The sequence below is a fragment of the Pseudomonas sp. MWU12-2037 genome (genome assembly GCF_023242345.1).
GTDB lineage: Bacteria > Pseudomonadota > Gammaproteobacteria > Pseudomonadales > Pseudomonadaceae > Aquipseudomonas > Aquipseudomonas gingeri_D.
On sequence record NZ_JALLIZ010000015.1, the window covers coordinates 139,709 to 155,232 of the forward strand.

A 15,524-nucleotide genomic window follows, 5' to 3' on the forward strand; every position below is an offset into this window, starting at 1 on the left:
TTCAAAGCGGTCATTATGGCTGCTGCGGGCTCAGGTGCAAACCGCCGGACGTACATGTTGATCATCAATAAAGTGCGTATAATCCGCCGCCATGACTCGTACCCGATCCCCCCGTTCCCGCGCCAAATCCAAACCTCCCGCCGGCCGCCTGCGCCCCTGGCTTGGCTGGGCGATCAAGCTCAGCCTGGTGGGCCTCGTCGTGCTGGCCGGTTTTGCCGTCTACCTCGATGCCATCGTGCAGGAGAAATTCTCCGGCAAGCGCTGGACCATCCCGGCCAAGGTCTATGCCCGGCCGCTGGAGCTGTTCGCCGGCCAGAAATTGAGCAAGGAAGACTTCCTTACCGAACTCGATGCCCTCGGTTATCGTCGCGAACCCGTGGCCAATGGCCCGGGGGCGGCGGCGGTCAACGGCAATACCGTGGACCTGAACACCCGTGGCTTCCAGTTCTATGAAGGCATGGAGTCGGCCCAGCCGGTGCGGGTGCGCTTCTCCGGCGACTATGTGGCCGAGCTGTCCTCGCTCAACGGCGCGAAGCTCTCGGTGGTGCGCCTTGAGCCGCTGCTGATCGGCGGCCTGTACCCGAAGAACCTCGAAGACCGCATCCTGATCAAGATCGACCAGGTGCCGCCGTACCTGCTCGACACCCTGGTCACGGTCGAGGACCGGGATTTCTATCATCACTTCGGTGTCTCGCCCAAGTCGATTGCCCGGGCTATCTGGGTCAATACCTCGGCCGGGCAGATGCGCCAGGGCGGCAGTACCCTGACCCAGCAGTTGGTCAAGAACTTCTTCCTGACCAACGAACGCAGCCTGAGCCGCAAGCTCACCGAGGCCATGATGGCCATGCTGCTGGAGCTGCATTACGACAAGAAAGAGATTCTCGAGGCCTACCTCAACGAGGTCTTTATCGGCCAGGACGGCCAGCGCGCGGTGCACGGCTTCGGCCTGGCCAGCCAGTTCTTCTTCAGCCAGCCCCTGGCGGAGCTGAAGTTGCATCAGGTGGCGTTGCTGGTGGGCATGGTCAAGGGGCCGTCTTATTACAACCCGCGACGCTACCCGGATCGCGCGCTGGAACGGCGTAACCTGGTGCTCGACCTGCTGGAGCAGCAGGGCGTGGCCAGCGCCGAGCAAGTCGCGGCGGCGAAGAAAATGCCGCTGGGGGTGACTGCCCGTGGCAGCCTGGCGGACAGTTCGTTCCCCGGCTTCCTCGACCTGGTCAAGCGGCAACTGCGCGAAGACTACCGCGACGAAGACTTGACCGAGGAAGGCTTGCGCATCTTCACCAGCTTCGACCCGATCCTGCAGATGAAGGCCGAGGCTTCGGTCAACGACACCTTCAAACGCCTGGCCGGGCGCAAGGGCAGTGACGATATCGAGGCGGCCATGGTGGTGACCAACCCGGAAACCGGTGAGGTCCAGGCCATGATCGGCAGTCGCCAGGCCAGTTTTGCCGGGTTCAACCGGGCGCTGGATGCGGTGCGGCCGGTGGGTTCTCTGATCAAGCCGGCGGTGTATCTGACGGCGCTGGAGAAACCCAGCCAGTACACGCTGACCAGTTGGCTGTCGGACGAAGCCTTCTCGGTGAAAGGCGCCGACGGTCAGATCTGGAAGCCGCAGAACTTTGACCGCCGTTCCCACGGCACGATTTTCCTCTATCAGGGCCTGGCGCATTCCTACAACCTGTCGACCGCTCGACTGGGCCTGGAGGTTGGCGTGCCGAATGTCCTCAAGACCCTCGGACGCCTTGGTGTTACCCGTGAGTTCCCGGCCTTTCCGTCGATGTTGCTGGGTGCCGCGAGCATGACGCCGATGGATATCGCGACCATGTACCAGACCCTGGCCAACGGCGGCTTCAATACGCCGATGCGGGGGATTCGCAGTGTCCTGACGGCCGAGGGCCAGCCGCTCAAGCGTTATCCGTTCCAGATCCAGCAGCGTTTCGATGCGGGCTCGATCTATCTGATCCAGGCGGCGATGCAGCGGGTGATGCGCGAGGGTACCGGGAGCGGGGTCTACAACGTCCTGCCCAAGACCCTGACCCTGGCCGGCAAGACCGGTACCAGTAACGACTCGCGGGACAGCTGGTTCGCCGGTTTCGGCCAGGACCTGCTGGCGGTGGTCTGGCTCGGTCGCGATGACAACGGCAAGACACCGTTCACAGGTGCCAGTGGCGCCTTGCAGGTCTGGACCAGTTTCATGCGCAAGGCCGATCCGCTGCCATTGGATATGCCGCAGCCGGATAACGTGGTCCAGGCCTGGGTCGATCCGCATACCGGGCAAGGCTCCGATGCCAATTGCCCGGGCGCGGTGCAGATGCCGTATATTCGCGGCAGTGAACCGGTACCCGGTGCGTCGTGTGGTGGCGTGGCCCCTGCGCCGGCCACCGAAGTGATGGATTGGGTCAAGGGCTGGTTGAATTGAGCGAAGAGGGTTTGACGTGAACAAGTGGTGGATTCCAGCTTTTGCCGCACTGACCGTGCTGGGTGGTTGTTCCAGCGTGCCACGGGGTTCGATCCCGGTGGTCGATTCGGGGACCGCGGTCTCCAACAACGAGCGGATCTCGTCCACTGGCGGTTTCCGCAAGACTATCACCAAGGGGCCGGTGCCAAGCCAGACCCAGGCGGTGCCGCAGGATTCCGGCGTGGTGGTGATGATTCCGGGTGGTGGGGCGACAACCTCGGCACCGATCAGTACCGAGCCGTTCACCCCTGGGCCGATTACCCCAGGACCTTCGAGCAACGCGCCGATCCAGGCCGTGCCGGGTGACACGGGTGCCTATAACCAGGGCGCGTACAGCCCGCCGGTCAATCAGGGTGCTTACAATATGCCGAGCCCGGTGGCGCCGAGCGGTATTCCGTCGAACAACAGCGGTGGTTTGTCCGCTGACGAGCAACTGGACGGTCCGGTGCTGGCGTTGTTGACCACCGCCCAGCAGCAGCAATCCAGTGGCGACCTCAATGGTGCCTCGTCCAGCCTTGAGCGCGCCCAGCGCGTGGCACCGCGTGAACCGCAAGTACTTTATCGCCTGGCCCAGGTGCGCATGGCCCAGGGTGATGCGCCGCAAGCCGAGCAACTGGCCCGTCGCGGCCTGAGCTTCGCCAACGGCCGTCCGGATCTGCAAGCCAACCTCTGGGGTATCATTGCCCAGGCGCGGAGCAAGCAGGGTGATGCCGCGGGTGCCGCCCAGGCACAGCAGAAGGCCAAGGCTGGTTACTGATGGATGCACGTTTTCCGTTGATTGCCGAGCAACTCCTGCTGATCGAGCGGGAGTTGCGGGCCCAGGGCTGCTGGGATGAGGAGCCGCCCAGCGTCGAGGCCCTGGCCAGTGTCGAACCCTTCAGTGTCGATACCCTGGAGTTCGAGCAGTGGCTGCAATGGATTTTCCTGCCGAGGATGAAGCTGATCCTCGAGGCGGATCTGCCGCTGCCCAATGCGTCCGGGATTCTGGCCATGGCCGAAATGGTCTATGCCCAGCGGCCGGGGCAGGGGCGCGGTTTGCAGCGGTTGCTGGCGCAGTTTGACCAGCTGATTGCCGAGACCCGCTGACCTGTAGGAGCTGGCTTGCCGGCGATGAGGCCCTTGAGTCCTGCATCGATCTTCCGGCAGTCATCGCTGGCAAGCCAGCTCCCACAGTTACGAGCAGTTTTCCTCGATGCTCTTGCGCGTCTCTATCAAGCGTGTCTGGCGTTCTTCATCGGTCAGGCGGCGCACTTCGCCATTGACCTCTTCACGCACTCGCGCATTGTTTTCCAGCTGGGCCAGGTTGGTCCGCGCTTTCTCGCAATAGGCTTTGCGCACCACTTCCTGATCGGCAATCTGCTTCTTGACCCTGGCGTCCACGGCCTGCTGGTCGCCCACCGCCGTGCTCGCGGGCACGGCGGGACGCGGTGGTGGCGCCGGGACGTTGCCGATCGCCGGGGTCACCACGGTGGCCGCTTGGCCGGCGGGCGGCTGTGCATCGAAATGCGTCTGGCCCTGGGCATCGACCCATTTGTAGATCGGCCCGGCCTGGCACAGCGGGCTCAAGGCGAGTAGCAGGCCCGCCATCAGAATGCTTCTACGCATCAGGTTTCCTTGTCAGACAATGCGATAAGCAACGTAGCACATTCCCTCGTGAAAGGTTTTCTTCTGCGTTGTCATGTGCTTAGTTCGAAGAAAGCTCACAAGATAACTTGACTTGGACCGGACGAATCAGAACAATCCAAAGTCCGCTGTAGAGGGACTGCCAGAAGCAGGCCCACTCGGCAGATCATGAGGCGCACATCCGCGCCGACCTGTTACACCCGCAACGCGTTACCTCGCGCTGGGTGGGAAACCCCCGCAACATTTGGGGCACTCCCAATACTTGCTCAGTCAGTGCTGACGTAGTCGGCGACCACCGTCGCTCATGCTCTGCTGAGAAGTAAACCTATTAAGACCCGTCCTCCAGTGTGCGTGGACGGTATTCTGGCGTTTTAGAGGTGAACAACGTGGAGCTTTTATCTGGCGGTGAGATGCTCGTCCGCTTTTTGCGTGACGAAGGCGTCAAGTACATCTACGGGTACCCGGGTGGTGCTCTCCTTCATGTCTACGATGCCCTGTTCAAGGAGCCGGATGTCACCCACATCCTGGTTCGTCATGAGCAGGCCGCGACCCATATGGCCGACGGCTACGCCCGTGCCACCGGTAAAGCCGGCGTGGTCCTGGTGACATCCGGTCCTGGCGCAACCAATGCCATCACCGGTATCGCCACGGCGTACATGGACTCCATTCCGATGGTGATCATCTCCGGTCAGGTGCCAAGCACCCTGGTCGGCACCGATGCGTTCCAGGAAACCGACATGATCGGTATCTCCCGGCCGATCGTGAAGCACAGCTTCATGATCAAGCACGCTTCGGAAATCCCGGAAGTCATGAAGAAGGCGTTCTACCTGGCGCAATCCGGTCGTCCTGGTCCTGTCGTTGTCGATATCCCGAAAGACATGACCAACCCGGCCGAGAAATTCGAATACGTCTTCCCGAAAAAAGCCAAGCTGCGTTCCTACAGCCCGGCGGTACGTGGCCACTCCGGCCAGATCCGCAAGGCGGCGGAAATGCTCCTGGCGGCCAAGCGTCCGGTGCTCTATGCGGGCGGCGGCGTGATCCTCGGGGGTGGCTCCGCGCCGCTGACCGAGCTGGCGAAAATGCTCAACCTGCCCGTCACCAATACCCTGATGGGCCTGGGTGCCTACCCTGGCACCGACCGGCAGTTCGTCGGCATGCTCGGCATGCACGGCAGCTACACCGCCAACCTGACCATGCACCACGCCGATGTGATCCTGGCCGTGGGCGCGCGTTTCGACGACCGGGTGATCAACGGCCCGTCGAAGTTCTGCCCGAACGCCAAGATCATCCATATCGACATCGACCCGGCATCGATCTCCAAGACCATCAAGGCAGACGTGCCTATCGTTGGGCCGGTGGAGAGCGTGCTGACCGAGATGGTCGCGACCCTCAAGGAAATCGGCGAGACTCCGAACAAGGAGTCGGTGGCCAGCTGGTGGAAGCAGATCGACGAATGGCGCGGCGACCGCGGCCTGTTCCCTTATGACAAGGGCGACGGCAGCATCATCAAGCCACAGACCGTGATCGAGACCCTGTGCGAAGTGACCAAGGGCGATGCCTTTGTGACCTCCGACGTGGGCCAGCACCAGATGTTCGCGGCGCAGTACTACAAGTTCAACAAGCCCAACCGCTGGATCAACTCCGGCGGCCTGGGCACCATGGGCTTCGGTTTCCCCGCGGCCATGGGTGTGAAGCTGAGTTTCCCTGACTCCGACGTCGCGTGCGTCACGGGTGAGGGCAGCATCCAGATGAACATCCAGGAGCTGTCGACCTGCCTGCAATACGGCCTGCCGGTGAAGATCGTCAGCCTGAACAACGGTGTGCTCGGCATGGTCCGCCAGTGGCAGGACATGAGCTACGGCAGCCGTCACTCGCACTCGTACATGGAATCGCTGCCTGACTTCGTCAAGCTGGTCGAAGCCTACGGTCATGTCGGTATCCGTATCACGGATCTGAAAGACTTGAAGCCGAAGATGGAAGAAGCGTTCGCCATGAAGGATCGCCTGGTATTCCTCGATATCCAGGTCGACACCAGCGAGCACGTCTACCCGATGCAGATCAAAGACGGCTCCATGCGCGATATGTGGCTGAGCAAGACGGAGCGTACCTAATATGCGGCACATCATTTCCCTGCTTCTGGAAAACGAACCTGGCGCTCTGTCCCGTGTGGTTGGCCTGTTTTCGCAACGCAACTACAACATCGAAAGCCTGACCGTGGCCCCGACCGAAGACCCGACCCTGTCGCGTCTGACGTTGACCACTGTCGGGCATGACGAAGTCATCGAACAGATCACCAAGAACCTGAACAAGCTGATCGAAGTGGTCAAGCTGGTGGACCTCTCGGAAAGTGCTCATATCGAGCGCGAACTGATGCTGGTCAAGGTCAAGGCCACTGGCGCCCAGCGCGCCGAGATCAAGCGCACCACCGATATTTACCGGGGTCAGATCGTTGATGTCAGCGCCAGCGTCTATACCGTTCAACTGACCGGTACCAGCGACAAGCTCGACAGCTTCATTCAGTCCATCGGCACCGCCTCGATTCTGGAGACCGTCCGTAGTGGCGTCACCGGTATTGCGCGCGGCGACAAAGTACTCAGCATCTAAACCAACTTGCAAACGGCCTGAACGGCCTGGATATAAAGGGGAATTTCATGAAGGTTTACTACGATAAAGATTGCGACCTGTCGATCATCCAGGGCAAGAAAGTCGCCATCATCGGCTACGGCTCCCAGGGTCACGCACAAGCTTGCAACCTGAAAGACTCCGGCGTTGACGTAACTGTCGGCCTGCGCAAAGGCTCGGCCACTGTTGCCAAGGCTGAAGCCCATGGCCTGAAAGTGACCGACGTTGCCAGCGCTGTTGCCGCTGCCGACCTGGTCATGATCCTGACCCCGGACGAGTTCCAGTCCGCGCTGTACAAGAACGAAATCGAGCCGAACATCAAGAAAGGCGCCACCCTGGCCTTCTCCCACGGCTTCGCGATCCACTACAACCAGGTCGTGCCACGCGCCGACCTCGACGTGATCATGATCGCGCCGAAGGCTCCAGGCCACACCGTGCGTTCCGAGTTCGTCAAAGGCGGCGGTATCCCTGACCTGATCGCGATCTACCAGGACGCCTCGGGCAACGCCAAGAACGTTGCGCTGTCCTACGCCGCCGGCGTTGGCGGTGGTCGTACCGGTATCATCGAAACCACCTTCAAGGACGAGACCGAAACCGACCTGTTCGGCGAACAAGCCGTTCTGTGCGGCGGTACCGTCGAGCTGGTCAAAGCCGGTTTCGAAACCCTGGTTGAAGCGGGCTACGCGCCGGAAATGGCCTACTTCGAATGCCTGCACGAACTGAAGCTGATCGTTGACCTCATGTACGAAGGCGGTATCGCCAACATGAACTACTCGATCTCCAACAACGCCGAATACGGCGAGTACGTGACCGGCCCTGAAGTCATCAACGCCGAATCCCGCCAGGCCATGCGCAACGCTCTGAAGCGCATCCAGGACGGTGAATACGCGAAGATGTTCATCAGCGAAGGTGCCACCGGCTACCCATCGATGACCGCCAAGCGTCGTAACAACGCTGCTCACGGCATCGAGATCATCGGCGAGCAACTGCGCTCGATGATGCCGTGGATCGGCGCGAACAAGATCGTCGACAAAGCCAAGAACTGAGTCGACGCTCAACCGGCTGCCTGGCCCCTCGGGGCTGAGCGCCGGTACAGGCTGTACACAAACGCCCCGACTTGTCGGGGCGTTTTGTTTTGTCACATAAAGCTTTCATGTCAGATGTTGAACATTCCAGGCAAAGGACGTAATTTACTTACATGTAAGATTTTTCGGAGGACAGATGCCCCGTAAAAAAACAGCGGATGACAAGCCCCTCACGGGCGAGAAAGCGTCATCACCGGCCAAGACCAAGACTACCGCCGACTACGTTCGCGATATGCGCACGCGGCTGCGCGATGCCGGGCTGGTGAAGCGGGAATTCTGGATTCTTCCCGAGAATGCGACGGCCCTGCGGGGTATCGAAAAGGCGTTACGCCAGCCCTTCCTGGGTGAACGGATCAAACTGGAGGCTTTCATGACTGAGAACATCAACTGGACGATCAACTCGCTGCACAAGGCGCTGTCGGAGCTGGAGGTCGTCTCCAGTGGCGAGATTGTGCTGACCCTCGCCGAAAACGCCGAGCAGAGCATCAAGCTGAGCATGACCGAATTTGGCGACCTGCCGCTCTACCTGGCGGTGTCCGGTGACCAGATCCTGGTGGACGCGACCCTGGTCGAAGTGAGCCGGGTCAAGGATCCAGCGGTCTTCAACGGCCTGGTGCTGCGCAGTCGCGACCTGTTCCCGTTGTCCTCCGTGGGCATCGAGCGGGTCGGCGACGGTACCGAGGTCTACTGCATGTTCGGCGCGTTGAGCGCGGCTTCCACCATCACCGTGATCGTCCAGGAAATCTTCACCCTGGCCGAGAACGTGATCCGTGCGGTGGAAGCGTTCGAAGACCACATCCACGTTTAATGAAGTCCTCAAGGAGTTTTCGATGAGTATCTGGAAGAAAGTCATAACGGCCATTCGTGGTGGTGTTTCCGAGGTGGGTGAGACCATTGTCGACGCCAACGCCATTCGTATCCTCGAGCAGGAACAGCGCGACGCCGAAAATGCCGTGGCCAAGGCCAAGAACGGCCTGGTGGACATCAAGGCCCGCTACAAGCTGTCGCAACAGCGCCTCGACGGCCTGAACAACGACATCGCCAACTGGGAAGGCAAGGCCATGGCCGCGCTGGACAAGGGCGTGGAAAGCCTGGCTGGCGAGTGCGCCAACAAGGTGGCCGAGATCGAGGCCCTGCGCGACCAGGAAAAAATCCTGGCCGATCAGTTCGGCGCCCAGGTCGAGACGCTGCATGCCCAGGTGATCAAGGCGGAAAACCAGATCAAGGGGTTGAAGCAGCAGGTCGAAATGGCCAAGGCCCGCGAGACGGTCCAGCAGGCGCGTGTTGCTACCGCCGCGGCCACCGGCGGGGCGAATGGCAAGCTGGAAACGGCGGTCGGTTCGCTGGCGCGTATCAAGCAACGCCAGGATGAGCGCGACGCCAAGCTGGATGCGGCGCAGGAATTGGCCGACGAGTCCAACGGCGGTGATCTGGAGCGTCGTCTGCAGGACGCCGGTATCGGCGCCAAGTCGGGCAGCGGCAGTGATGTGCTGGCGCGTCTGAAGGCCAGGCAGAATCCCGGCTCGGGTCAGTAAGCTCGGGGCTTGGGGCAAGCGCGTCAGCGTTTTGCCCTTTTTGCCGTCTGGAAAACGGGCCGGTGCGTTGTTGCGACAGAAAGGAGAGACACGATGAGTTGGATCAAGCGCGTCATGGGCTTCGAGGCGCCGAAGCCTGCCGCGGGGGCTACCTCGGTAGCGCCGGGCAACCCCCTGGGGCTGGCCTCGGGGCGGATGCTCTGCCTGGATCGCTCCTTGAAGCTGATGCTTGAAGGGCAGTCCCATGTAGTGGTGCCCGATGACGAGAAAGTCTGGGCGGTGGGCGATATCGACCTCGGGCAGTCGATGCGCTTGCAGCGGTTTTACCTCGATAACGAGGATTATTTCCTGCAAGTGGTCATGGACGGCCCCGCGGCCGAGGATATTCAGGACCTTATCCTGTTCGGCTACCACGACGTCACCACGATCAACAGCAAGGAGCAGTTGCTGCAACTGACCGGCCCGAATGCGAAGATCGGCATGCCGCTCTACGAACTCGAAGGCGAGGAGTATGGGCGGCAATGGGGCGGTGAGGACGGGCAGACCGAGCTCACACCCATGCAGGAGTTCGTCAAGAGCCCGGACGGTGCCTACTCGATCAAGCACCTGAGCATGCTCTATTCCCGCGAGATCGGCCTGCTCAACCGTCGGGAGTTCCTGCTCTTTTCGGTCGAGGAAGACGAGGAGGGGGTGATCACCCTGTCCACCGCCGTTGGCGTGACGCTGCAAATCACCGATATCGAAGTTCTCTGACAAGGAAATCATCATGCTCGAAGCGCTGCGCCTGTCGCTCAACGCCACCGCGGTATTCGGCTTCATCATTTATATGGCGGTGGCGGCTGTTCTGTTCGTGTTGTTCCAGTTCATCTACACCCGGATCACTCCCCACAAGGAGTTCGCCCTGATCCGTGAGGGCAATACCGCCGCGGCGGTGGCCCTGGGTGGTTCGTTGGTGGGTTTTGCCCTGCCGGCCAGCAATATCATCGCCAACAGCATCAGTGTCGTCGACGTCGTCGTCTGGGTGTTGATCGCGGCCGTGGTGCAGTTGCTGGCGTTTGTCGTGACCAGCCTGGTGCTCAAGGGGCTGTCCGGGCGTATTGTGCGCGGCGAGATGGCGGCGGCGATCTATTCGGCCTCGGTAGCCATCAGTGTCGGCCTGTTGAATTCGGCCTGCATGACACCGTCGACCTGAGCCCAGGGCAAGGATAAGGATGATTCGATGAGAACCCGTAGCTCCGTAAAACTGGTGCTGGCCGGCACCTTTCCGCTGGCGCTTTCCGCCTGCGGTGCGTCCCAGGATACCGTTGCCTTCAACGCCAAGAGCAACTTCAAGTCGGTCGAGGAGTGCGTGGCGGCGAAAGTGCCGGTGGAGGTCTGTTCCGACGCCTTCATGCAGGCGCTGGCCGATCACCGGCGTATCGCGCCGACCTATGACGATCAGGCCTCCTGCGACAGCGACTTCGTTCCCGGCTATTGCCAGATCACCCCGGACGGCAAGTACATGCCGAAGATGGGCGGCTTTGAACTGGCGATGTCCGGTGATGTGCCGCGCAAGGACCTTGAACAGGCCCAGCAACAAGCGGCCGTGCAGTCGGGCGGCGGTGGCAATGGTGGCCTGCTGACCGGCTTGTTGCTGGGCAATCTGCTCAGCAACAGCGGTGGCGGCGGGCGCTACTATTCCCAGCCGATCTACGACAGTCGCGACAATCGCGGTAGCTATGGCAGTTCGACGCTGTCGCAGCAGATCGAGCAGGGCAAGTCGTTCAGTCGTTCGACCCAGGCCCGCAGCAGTTCCACCAACACCTACACGCCGGCCACCCTCGGCAAAAGCCTGGGCAGCGGTTCCGGCTCGGTGTCCTCGACGGTCTCGCGTGGCGGCTTCGGCAGCCAGGCGACCGCACGCAGTGGTTGGGGCGGCAAGAGCAGCAGCATTTTCAGTTCCGGCGGTTGAGGGGAGCGGCCAGGGTGAAAAAAATTGGTATCGCAGAGCGCCCACACTGGCGCGAAAGTGTCGAGCGCGAAGGGTTCGGTTTCCACACCATCGGTGGCGAGCGCTATTGGGATGAGCGCGGTTATTACCTGTTCACCGAAGAGCAGATCACCCGCGACCTGGAAGCGCCGACCAAGGCACTGCATGACCTGTGCCTGGATGTGGTCGAGCGCGTCGTCGGCAGTGAAGAACTGCTGACGGGCCTGGCCATTCCGCCGGCGTTTTTCGATCTGGTCCGCGATTCCTGGAAGCAGGGGCATCCGCATCTGTACGGCCGCTTCGATCTGGCGTATGACGGCAGCGGTCCGGCCAAGTGCCTGGAAGCCAATTACGACACCCCCACCAGTCTGCTCGAAGCCGGTTCCGTGCAGTTGCTCTGGCTTGAGGAACAGATCGCCCGGGGCGTGCTGTCGGCGCAGGCGAATCAGTTCAACACCATCGCCGAAGATCTGGTCAGGGCCTTCGCGGCCTTTCCGGCCGGTGGGGCTTTCTACTTCTCGGCGATGTCGGGATCGGAGGAGGATCGCGGGACCACGGATTTTCTGCGTAAGATGGCCGCGCATGCGGGGATCGAGGCACGGCATATCGATATCGAGGACATCGGCCTCACCGCCCAGGGGCGCTTTGTCGATCTGGACGGCCGTTGGATCGAACGGCTGTTCAAGCTGCATGCCTGGGAACATATCTTCCACGAGGTATTCGGCCAGGCAGTGCCCGGTTGTGACACGCAATTTATCGAACCCGCCTGGAAAGCCATTGTCAGTAACAAAGGCATTTTGCCGCTGCTGTGGAAGTTTCATGAAGGGCATCCCAACCTGTTGCCCGCTTATGTCGACCAGAACCCGCGGCGGCCCGTGCCCAAGGGCTGGGTGCGCAAACCGTTCTTTTCCCGTGAGGGGGCGAACATCGAGATCCGTACCGGCGATGACCAGGTGGTGGCCGAGGATGGGCCTTACACGGATGCGCCCTATATCCTGCAGGCGTTTTCCCCTTTGCCGAAGTTCGGCGACAGCTACACCGTGATCGGTTCATGGGTGGTGGGGGATGTGGCCGCCGGGATCGGCATTCGTGAGGACGACAGCCTGATTACCAAGGACAGCAGTCGATTCCTGCCTCACGTTGTCCTGGGCTGATCGACCTGTCTGGCCCGGGTTTTCCCGCAGGCCAGGGCGCTTCTGGTATAAAGCGGGATCTTTTTGCGCTCCCATCGTAGTCGCCGAGTGCTGTTGAAACCTTTCATTTAGCTGCAAGGTAATATCATGACTGAACGTCCCGAAGAGCCTGGTCAGGGCTCCGAAGCCGAAAGCCTGCTCCCCATCGACGAACATGTCGAAGAGGGGCATGACGCCGACGGCCAGAAAGTCCGCCATCGCGGTATCTATCTGTTGCCGAACCTGTTCACCACCGCGAACCTGTTCGCCGGTTTCTACGCCATCATCAGCGCGATGAGTGCGCAGAGCGCCGCGAGTGCCGGGGACCCGGCGGGGGCGAGCAAGTATTTCGCGTTTTCCGCCATCGCGATCTTTGTCGCCATGGTCCTCGACGGCCTGGACGGTCGCGTGGCGCGCATGACCAATACCCAGAGCGCCTTCGGCGCCGAGTATGACTCGTTGTCCGATATGGTCGCCTTCGGCGTTGCCCCGGCACTCCTGGCATTCGGCTGGGCGCTGGGGGATATGGGCAAGGTCGGCTGGATGGTGGCCTTCATCTATGTGGCTGGCGCGGCATTGCGTCTGGCGCGCTTCAATACCCAGGTCGGCACCGCCGACAAGCGCTACTTTATCGGCCTGGCCAGTCCGGCGGCGGCCGGCGTGGTGGCGGGGACGGTGTGGGCGTTCAGCGACTACGGGATCCAGGGTTCGAAGATGTCGTTCCTGGTGGCCTTGCTGGTGGCGGCGGCCGGGATGCTGATGGTCAGCAACATCAAGTACAACAGTTTCAAGGAGCTGGACCTCAAGGGGCGCGTGCCGTTTGTCGCGATTCTCGCCGTGGTGCTGGTGTTCGCCGTGGTGTTCAGCGATCCGCCGCGCATCCTGCTGCTGATCTTCCTCGCCTATGCGGCCTCGGGTCCTATCCAGTACCTGTTGCATCTTCGTCGGCACAAAGCCGGCGAGTGATGTAATTTCCCGCAGACTCCGTAGTCTACTGGTGCATCAGTCCTCCAATGCTACGGAGTTGCCATGTTTATCAAGCTTCCCAAGCGATCCGATTGCAAAGAATCGGACGTCACGCCTGAATCCCTCTATCTTTCCCGTCGTACCTTGCTGGGCGCTTCCGTCGCCGCACTGGCGATCGGCAGTCTGCCGCGTTGGGCCAGTGCCGCCGAGGCGGCGCGTTATGCCGATGTGGACGCGGGGAATGCGCCGTCCTGGTTTGCCGGGAAACTGCCTGAGACTAAATGGGGCGCGGTGACGGTCAAGGGGGAGGCGATTACCCCCTACAAGGATGCGACCCACTACAACAACTTCTATGAGTTCGGCACCGACAAGGGCGATCCGGCGCAGAACGCCGGCTCCCTGAGGACCGAACCCTGGTCGGTGGTAGTGGACGGTGAAGTCGGCAAGCCGGGGCGTTATGCCCTGGAGGACTTTATGAAGCCCTACCAGTTGGAGGAGCGCATCTATCGCCTGCGTTGTGTCGAGGCCTGGTCCATGGTGATTCCCTGGATCGGCTTTCCGATTTCGGCGCTGCTCAAGCAGGTCGAGCCGACCTCCAAGGCCAAGTACATTCGCTTCGAAACCCTGCAGGATCCCAAGAGCATGTCGGGCCAGCGTTCCGGTTTCGCCCTGATCGACTGGCCTTATGTAGAGGGCTTGCGGCTGGACGAGGCGATGAACCCTTTGGCTATTCTGGCAGTGGGTATGTATGGGCGGGAACTGCCGAATCAGAATGGTGCGCCGTTGCGTCTGGTGGTGCCGTGGAAGTACGGGTTCAAGAGCGTGAAATCCATTGTGCGCATCAGCCTGGTGGAAGAGCAGCCCAAGACCACCTGGCAAAGCATTGCCTCGGATGAGTATGGCTTTTATGCCAATGTGAACCCTACCGTCGACCACCCGCGTTGGACCCAGGCCCGGGAGCGGCGTTTGCCCAGCGGGCTGTTCAGTCCCAATGTGCGTGAGACGCAGATGTTCAATGGCTACTCGGATGAAGTCGCCTCTCTCTATACCGGCCTGGATCTGCGGAAGAACTACTGATGCGATATCCGTTCTGGCGTGTGGGTGTCTTTATTGCGGCGGCGATCTGGCCGTTGCTCTGGTTGTATCAGGCCTGGAGCCTGGCCTTGGGTCCGGATCCGGGAAAGGTCATGGTGGATCGGTTGGGCTTGGGCACCTTGATTCTGTTGTTGGTGACCTTGAGCATGACGCCGTTGCAGAAACTCAGTGGCTGGCCGGGCTGGATTGCGGTGCGCCGGCAATTGGGTTTGTGGTGTTTTGCCTATGTGGTGCTGCATCTGGTGGCTTACCTGGTGTTTGTGCTCGGGTTGGATTGGTCGCAACTGGCGGTCGAGTTGCGCAAGCGGCCCTACATCATTGTCGGTGCGTTGGGTTTCCTCTGTTTGCTGGCGCTTGCCGTGACGTCGAACCGTTACAGCCAGCGTCGCCTGGGGAAGGGCTGGAAGAAGTTGCACCGCCTGGTCTATGTGATTCTCGGGTTGGGGTTGCTGCATATGTTGTGGATCGTGCGGGCTGACCTGAAGGAGTGGACGGTGTATGCCTCTATAGGGGCGCTGCTATTGGTATTGCGCATCCCGGTAGTGATGCGTCGAATTCCCCGTCTTGTGGCAAGAAAGCCGCTCTCCACAACAACTCGGTCCTTGTAGGGACCGGCTTGCTGGCGATGAGGTCTTGTGTCGCCTATGCAGGCCTCTTCGCGGGCAAGCCCTGCTCCTACAGTCCTCTGTCGTTCCCCAATTTTGTATACGACACAAACCTGTAGGAGCAGGGCTTGTCGGATCGCCGCACCGTCGCGAAGGCGTCAGTTCGAACACCGTAAAACCTGGGGTTTCTATACCGTTTTCCACGTTTGTGACAGAAAAGTGAAAATAAGCGTTGACGGGAAATCCTGTGGCTCTATAATTCGCCCCACTTCCGGCGCAGTCGAAACGGAAAAGCCTTTGAGATTCAATGAGTTACAAGGGTTTTGAGAGTTTTGACAGGCGGGTCGCTTCAGTTCATCGAAGTGTGGAAGCAGCTGAAAAGGCAGTGTGC

The 15,524-nt window shown here is 60.9% G+C and carries 17 protein-coding genes; 15 read left to right on the plus strand and 2 right to left on the minus strand.

From position 1 onward, the window contains the following. Positions 1 to 91 precede the first annotated feature (91 nt). The 3 genes from mrcB to M5B42_RS23855 are packed head-to-tail and all read left to right on the plus strand — an operon-like array spanning position 92 to position 3,547. A complete protein-coding gene (gene mrcB / locus M5B42_RS23845) occupies positions 92 to 2,422 on the plus strand; it encodes a penicillin-binding protein 1B (protein WP_152737607.1) in 2,331 nt (776 codons plus the stop codon). A gap of 16 nt (positions 2,423 to 2,438) precedes the next feature. Beyond that, a complete protein-coding gene (locus M5B42_RS23850) occupies positions 2,439 to 3,218 on the plus strand; it encodes a tetratricopeptide repeat protein (RefSeq protein ID WP_248747203.1) in 780 nt (259 codons plus the stop codon). Then, a complete protein-coding gene (locus M5B42_RS23855; RefSeq protein WP_103495459.1) occupies positions 3,218 to 3,547 on the plus strand; it encodes a YqcC family protein in 330 nt (109 codons plus the stop codon). The genes M5B42_RS23850 and M5B42_RS23855 overlap by 1 nt, the downstream gene beginning before the upstream one ends. Before the next feature lie 87 nt (positions 3,548 to 3,634). Here the strand turns inward: M5B42_RS23855 and M5B42_RS23860 are convergent, their stop codons facing one another. Beyond that, positions 3,635 to 4,066: a DUF4124 domain-containing protein gene (locus M5B42_RS23860; protein WP_248747204.1), complete on the minus strand. Its 432-nt coding sequence runs from the start codon at positions 4,064 to 4,066 to the stop codon at positions 3,635 to 3,637. Positions 4,067 to 4,470: 404 nt separating this feature from the next. Between M5B42_RS23860 and M5B42_RS23865 the strand changes: the two genes are divergently transcribed. From M5B42_RS23865 to msrQ, 12 genes are all read left to right on the plus strand, one after another. Beyond that, positions 4,471 to 6,195: an acetolactate synthase 3 large subunit gene (locus tag M5B42_RS23865; protein ID WP_103495488.1), complete on the plus strand. Its 1,725-nt coding sequence runs from the start codon at positions 4,471 to 4,473 to the stop codon at positions 6,193 to 6,195. Between the two features lies 1 nt (position 6,196). Beyond that, positions 6,197 to 6,688, plus strand: coding sequence for an acetolactate synthase small subunit (gene ilvN / locus M5B42_RS23870; RefSeq protein WP_003176102.1), 492 nt, complete (start codon positions 6,197 to 6,199; stop codon positions 6,686 to 6,688). A gap of 47 nt (positions 6,689 to 6,735) precedes the next feature. Then, positions 6,736 to 7,752, plus strand: a complete 1,017-nt coding sequence (gene ilvC, locus M5B42_RS23875) for a ketol-acid reductoisomerase (RefSeq protein WP_003212125.1) — start codon at positions 6,736 to 6,738, stop codon at positions 7,750 to 7,752. Positions 7,753 to 7,927: 175 nt separating this feature from the next. Beyond that, the gene (locus M5B42_RS23880) at positions 7,928 to 8,599 is read left to right on the plus strand and encodes a YjfI family protein (protein WP_177101973.1); all 672 of its coding nucleotides are present in this window, start codon (positions 7,928 to 7,930) and stop codon (positions 8,597 to 8,599) included. A 22-nt stretch (positions 8,600 to 8,621) separates the two neighbouring features. After that, entirely contained in the window at positions 8,622 to 9,326 is a 705-nt protein-coding gene (locus M5B42_RS23885) for a PspA/IM30 family protein (protein ID WP_248747205.1), read from the plus strand. 93 nt (positions 9,327 to 9,419) lie between these two features. Continuing rightward, the gene (locus tag M5B42_RS23890; RefSeq protein WP_248747206.1) at positions 9,420 to 10,079 is read left to right on the plus strand and encodes a DUF2491 family protein; all 660 of its coding nucleotides are present in this window, start codon (positions 9,420 to 9,422) and stop codon (positions 10,077 to 10,079) included. 13 nt (positions 10,080 to 10,092) lie between these two features. Continuing rightward, the gene (locus M5B42_RS23895) at positions 10,093 to 10,518 is read left to right on the plus strand and encodes a DUF350 domain-containing protein (protein ID WP_177101966.1); all 426 of its coding nucleotides are present in this window, start codon (positions 10,093 to 10,095) and stop codon (positions 10,516 to 10,518) included. A 27-nt stretch (positions 10,519 to 10,545) separates the two neighbouring features. Continuing rightward, complete coding sequence (locus M5B42_RS23900; RefSeq protein ID WP_152737601.1) at positions 10,546 to 11,277, plus strand: DUF1190 domain-containing protein; 732 nt, start codon at positions 10,546 to 10,548, stop codon at positions 11,275 to 11,277. A gap of 14 nt (positions 11,278 to 11,291) precedes the next feature. Further along, a complete protein-coding gene (locus M5B42_RS23905; RefSeq protein ID WP_248747207.1) occupies positions 11,292 to 12,449 on the plus strand; it encodes a glutathionylspermidine synthase family protein in 1,158 nt (385 codons plus the stop codon). A 126-nt stretch (positions 12,450 to 12,575) separates the two neighbouring features. After that, positions 12,576 to 13,433 (plus strand): CDP-diacylglycerol--serine O-phosphatidyltransferase, encoded by an 858-nt coding sequence (gene pssA / locus M5B42_RS23910; protein WP_100939556.1) that lies wholly within the window; start codon positions 12,576 to 12,578, stop codon positions 13,431 to 13,433. Between the two features lie 63 nt (positions 13,434 to 13,496). Then, a complete protein-coding gene (msrP, locus tag M5B42_RS23915) occupies positions 13,497 to 14,510 on the plus strand; it encodes a protein-methionine-sulfoxide reductase catalytic subunit MsrP (RefSeq protein ID WP_248747208.1) in 1,014 nt (337 codons plus the stop codon). Continuing rightward, positions 14,510 to 15,136, plus strand: coding sequence for a protein-methionine-sulfoxide reductase heme-binding subunit MsrQ (gene msrQ, locus M5B42_RS23920; protein ID WP_177101963.1), 627 nt, complete (start codon positions 14,510 to 14,512; stop codon positions 15,134 to 15,136). Before msrP ends, msrQ begins: the two co-directional genes overlap by 1 nt. A 185-nt stretch (positions 15,137 to 15,321) precedes the next feature. Here msrQ and M5B42_RS23925 read toward each other — a convergent pair. Next, on the minus strand, positions 15,322 to 15,524 hold a 203-nt coding region (locus M5B42_RS23925), incomplete at its 5' end, for a hypothetical protein (RefSeq protein ID WP_248747209.1).